The sequence below is a fragment of the Kluyvera sp. genome (assembly GCF_047971185.1).
In the GTDB taxonomy this organism is placed as follows: domain Bacteria; phylum Pseudomonadota; class Gammaproteobacteria; order Enterobacterales; family Enterobacteriaceae; genus Kluyvera.
Genome location: NZ_JBKDZH010000130.1, coordinates 1 through 4702, shown reverse-complemented (window position 1 = coordinate 4702; position 4702 = coordinate 1). Strand labels below are relative to the sequence as shown.

The window sequence follows — 4702 nt, the reverse complement described above, 5'->3', positions numbered from 1 at the left end:
AGCGCAGATCCAGGCTTTCAGCTTCGATAACTTTACGCGCAGAAGCGTCAGCACGGACGTTGAAGCCAACCAGGATGGCGTTGGACGCCGCAGCCAGGGTGGCGTCGGTTTCGGTGATACCTCCTACGCCAGAACCGATGATCTTCACGTTCACTTCGTCGGTAGACAGTTTCAGCAAGGAGTCGGTGATCGCTTCCACGGAACCCTGTACGTCGGCCTTCAGTACGATGTTCACTTCGTGAACTTCGCCTTCGGTCATGTTGGCGAACATGTTCTCGAGTTTGGATTTCTGCTGACGAGCCAGCTTAACTTCACGGAATTTGCACTGACGATACAGTGCAACATCACGCGCATTCTTCTCGTCACGCACGACGGTCAATTCGTCACCGGCAGCCGGATCGCCGGACAGGCCGAGGATTTCCACCGTAATGGACTGACCCGCTTCCATCACTTCCTGACCCAGTTCGTTACGCATCGCACGAACGAGGCCGTATTCGAAGCCACACAGAACGATATAGCCCTTGTGCAGAGTACCTTCACGTACCAGAACGGTTGCAACCGGGCCACGACCTTTATCCAGGAAGGATTCGATCACCGCGCCGCTCGCCATGCCGTTACGGACCGCTTTCAGCTCAAGCACTTCAGCCTGCAGCAGGATAGCGTCCAGCAGTTCATCGATACCGGTACCCGCTTTTGCAGATACGTGGACGAACTGGCTCTCGCCGCCCCACTCTTCCGGCAGGATGCCGTACTGGGACAGTTCGTTCTTAACGCGATCCGGATCGGCTTCCGGCTTATCGATTTTGTTCACTGCAACGACGACCGGCACGCCTGCCGCTTTCGCGTGCTGGATTGCTTCGATAGTCTGCGGCATCACGCCATCGTCTGCGGCGACAACCAGCACAACGATATCCGTTGCCTGCGCACCACGAGCACGCATGGAGGTAAACGCGGCGTGGCCCGGGGTGTCGAGGAAGGTGATCATACCGTTGTCGGTTTCAACGTGGTATGCACCGATGTGCTGGGTAATGCCGCCCGCTTCGCCAGAGGCCACTTTCGTTGAACGAATGTAGTCCAGCAGAGAGGTTTTACCGTGGTCAACGTGACCCATGATGGTCACAACCGGTGCGCGCGGTTCAGCCGCAGCGCCGGTGTCACGGTCGCTCATTACCGCTTCTTCCAGCTCGTTTTCACGACGCAGGATAACTTTGTGGCCCATCTCTTCGGCAACCAGCTGTGCGGTTTCCTGGTCGATGACCTGGTTGATGGTGGCCATGGCACCCAGCTTCATCATCGCTTTGATGACCTGAGAACCTTTCACCGCCATCTTGTTAGCCAGTTCGCCAACGGTGATGGTTTCGCCAATCACAACGTCACGGTTAACGGCCTGAGCCGGCTTCTGGAAGCCCTGCTGCAGTGCGGAACCTTTACGCTGCTTGCCGCCTTTACCCCCGCGAACAGCGGCGCGCGCTTCTTCACGATCGGCTTTGGATTCGGCGTGTTTGTTGCCTTTTTTCGCCGGACGCGCGGCTTTGGCGTTACGACCACGGCCACGGCCGCCTTCTACTTCACGGTCGTTTTCGTCTTCAGCCTGGCGAGCATGCTGAGAAGTGGTGACGTGATAGTCGCTGGTGTCCTCAGTCGGTTCAGCGTTATTCACACCATTTTTCTCGTTTTCTTCTGCCATGCGGCGCGCTTCTTCCGCAACGCGACGGGCTTCTTCTTCAAGCTTGCGACGCGCTTCTTCTTCCGCTTTGCGCTTCAGCTCGGCAGCTTCATTTTCACGGCGGGCTTTTTCAGCCTGGGCGGTTTTTGTCATATCGTCGGTCTGTTGATTGCTCACTTTGTCTTTTTCCGCAGCTTCACGTTTCGCTTTATCAGCGGCTTCACGATTAGCTTTTTCTGCGGCCTCACGTTCAGCTTTTTGTTGCGCCTCGCGTTTAGCTGCTTCTTCAGCTTCACGACGGGCTTGCTCTTCCGCTTCACGCTGCGCCTGCTCTTCCGCGGCCAGGCGTTCAGCCTCTTGCGGATCGCGTTTCACAAAGGTGCGTGTCTTGCGGACTTCGATTTGTACCGATTTGCTTTTTCCACCGGTACCTGGAATGTTGAGAGTACTGCGCGTTTTGCGCTGCAAAGTCAACTTATCCGGCGCAGAGCCGTTTTCACGGTTCAGGTGCGCCAGTAAGGTTTGCTTCTCTTGTGCGGACACAGAGTCGTCAGCAGACTTCGGGATGCCAGCGTCAGCAAATTGCTGTACCAGGCGATCTACCGAGGTCTCAATCTCTGCGGCCAGCTTTTTTACGGTTACATCTGTCATGCTGTTCCTTCCTGCTACAGTTTATTACGCTTCGTCGCCGAACCAGCAAATATTACGCGCAGCCATAATCAGCTCACCCGCTTTCTCGTCGGTTAACCCTTCGATGTCAGACAGGTCGTCAACGCCTTGTTCAGCGAGGTCTTCCAGCGTACAAACGCCACGAGCGGCCAGTTTGAAAGCCAGTGCGCGATCTAACCCTTCCAGGTTCAGCAGATCGTCAGCCGGTTTGTTGTCACCGAGGCTTTCTTCCTGGGCAAGTGCCAGAGTGGTCAGGGCGTTTTTCGCGCGTTCACGCAGCGCCTCAACGGTCGCTTCGTCCAGACCATCAATTTCCAGCAGTTCTTTCATTGGCACATAGGCCAGTTCTTCAAGCGTGGAGAAGCCTTCTTCTACCAGCACGGTGGCGAACTCTTCATCAATATCAAGATATTTGGTGAAGGTATCGATAGCCGCGTGCGCTTCTGCCTGGTGCTTCGCCTGCAGGTCATCAACGGTCATCACGTTGAGTTCCCAGCCGCTCAGCTGAGAGGCCAGACGAACGTTCTGGCCGTTACGGCCAATCGCCTGCGCCAGGTTACCCGCTTCTACCGCGATATCCATGGTGTGCTTGTCTTCGTCAACCACGATGGATGCCACGTCAGCCGGCGCCATCGCGTTGATCACGAACTGCGCCGGGTTGTCGTCCCACAGTACGATATCGATACGTTCGCCGCCCAGTTCGGTAGAGACCGCCTGCACGCGCGCGCCGCGCATACCCACGCAAGCACCGACCGGGTCGATACGCTTGTCGTTGGTTTTAACCGCGATTTTGGCACGAGAGCCAGGATCGCGAGCGGCGGCTTTAATTTCGATAACTTCTTCACCGATTTCCGGCACTTCAATGCGGAACAGCTCGATCAGCATTTCCGGCTTGGAACGGGTGACGAACAGCTGCGCACCGCGAGCTTCCGGACGAACGGCGTACAGTACGCCGCGAATGCGGTCGCCCGGACGGAAGTTTTCACGCGGCAGCATGTCTTCACGCAGGATCACCGCTTCAGCGTTACCGGCCATCCCTTCGGATTTCACTTCCAGAGAGATGTTGTCGCGGTTCACTTTCTTCACCACGCCAGTGACGATTTCGCCTTCCTGGTCGCGGAACTGATCGACAACCATCGCGCGTTCAGCTTCACGGACTTTCTGAACGATAACCTGTTTCGCCGTCTGGGTGGTGATACGGTCGAAGGTCACAGATTCGATCTGGTCTTCAACGTACTCACCCACGTTCAGGCTTTCATCTTCGAAGCGTGCGGCTTCAAGGGTAATTTCTTTGGTTGGCTGGGTCACTTCTTCAACAATCACCCAGCGACGGAACGTATCGAAGTCGCCGCTGCGACGATCGATTTCAACGCGAACGTCGATTTCCTGTTCGTATTTTTTCTTTGTCGCCGTTGCCAGCGCACTTTCCAGCGCTTCGAAAATCTTCTCACGCGGCAGCGCTTTCTCGTTGGAGACGGCTTCAACAACAGCCAAAATTTCTTTGTTCATCGGGGCCTTTCACCTCAATCCAGACTGTTAAAAGTGGGGAACCAGGTTCGCCTTCTGGATGTTACTCAGCGCGAACACTTCATCTTTGCCTTCGACTGTCACAGTGATCATCTCACCGTCTACCGCTTTGATAATGCCCTGCCATTTACGACGGTTCTGTACCGCCATGCGCAGGACCAGCGTCACCTCTTCACCCAGGAAACGCACATAGTGCTCAGCGGTGAACATCGGACGGTCGAGGCCCGGAGAGGAAACTTCCAGGTTGTAAGCCACGGTAATCGGATCTTCAACGTCCATTACCGCACTTACCTGGTGGCTCACATCAGCACAATCATCAACATTGATGCCATCTTCACTATCAATATAGATGCGCAGTGTGGATGTGCGACCGCGAATAAATTCGATGCCGACCAGTTCATAGCCTAAGGCTTCAACCGGCGCTGTAATCATCTCTGTTAATTTTTGCTCTAATGTGGACAAATCCACCCCCAAGACATAAAAAAAGGGCCTAAAGCCCAGTTATTCTGTAGTCAGAGAACAAAAAAACCCGATAAATCGGGGCTGTCGATAACTGAACCCTATAACCGCTCCTGCGGTTCGGCGAACCTTCCGAAAGAATTTTTTTCAAATCCAGCTACGAAGGCCATAGTCTTCACAGTATATTTGAAAAAGAACTCTAAGGGAAAGTGGTTGCGGGGGCCGGATTTGAACCGACGACCTTCGGGTTATGAGCCCGACGAGCTACCAGGCTGCTCCACCCCGCGCCTGAAACGTGGCAAATTTTACTCGTTTTGGGTAAAAGATGCAAATACTGCTGGGATTTGGTACCGAGGACGGGACGTAAAATCTGCGCGTATT

Annotated in this window: 3 protein-coding genes and 1 tRNA gene; all 4 read right to left on the bottom strand. The window is 54.8% G+C overall.

All coding sequences use genetic code 11. The annotated features are described in order from the left end of the window. Positions 1 to 2317: translation initiation factor IF-2 (gene infB / locus ACK5JN_RS23820; protein ID WP_416872406.1), on the bottom strand; the 2317-nt coding region annotated here is incomplete at its 3' end. 24 nt (positions 2318 to 2341) lie between these two features. Next, positions 2342 to 3844: a transcription termination factor NusA gene (nusA, locus tag ACK5JN_RS23815; protein WP_416872405.1), complete on the bottom strand. Its 1503-nt coding sequence runs from the start codon at positions 3842 to 3844 to the stop codon at positions 2342 to 2344. A gap of 27 nt (positions 3845 to 3871) precedes the next feature. Continuing rightward, positions 3872 to 4324, bottom strand: coding sequence for a ribosome maturation factor RimP (rimP, locus tag ACK5JN_RS23810; RefSeq protein WP_064541967.1), 453 nt, complete (start codon positions 4322 to 4324; stop codon positions 3872 to 3874). Positions 4325 to 4531: 207 nt separating this feature from the next. After that, positions 4532 to 4608, bottom strand: a tRNA-Met gene (locus tag ACK5JN_RS23805). Positions 4609 to 4702: the final 94 nt, after the last annotated feature.

Excerpts from the sequence above, each read along its gene's own strand:
- nusA (WP_416872405.1), bottom strand. The coding sequence starts at position 3,844 with ATGAACAAAGAAATTTTGGCTGTTGTTGAAGCCGTCTCCAACGAGAAA.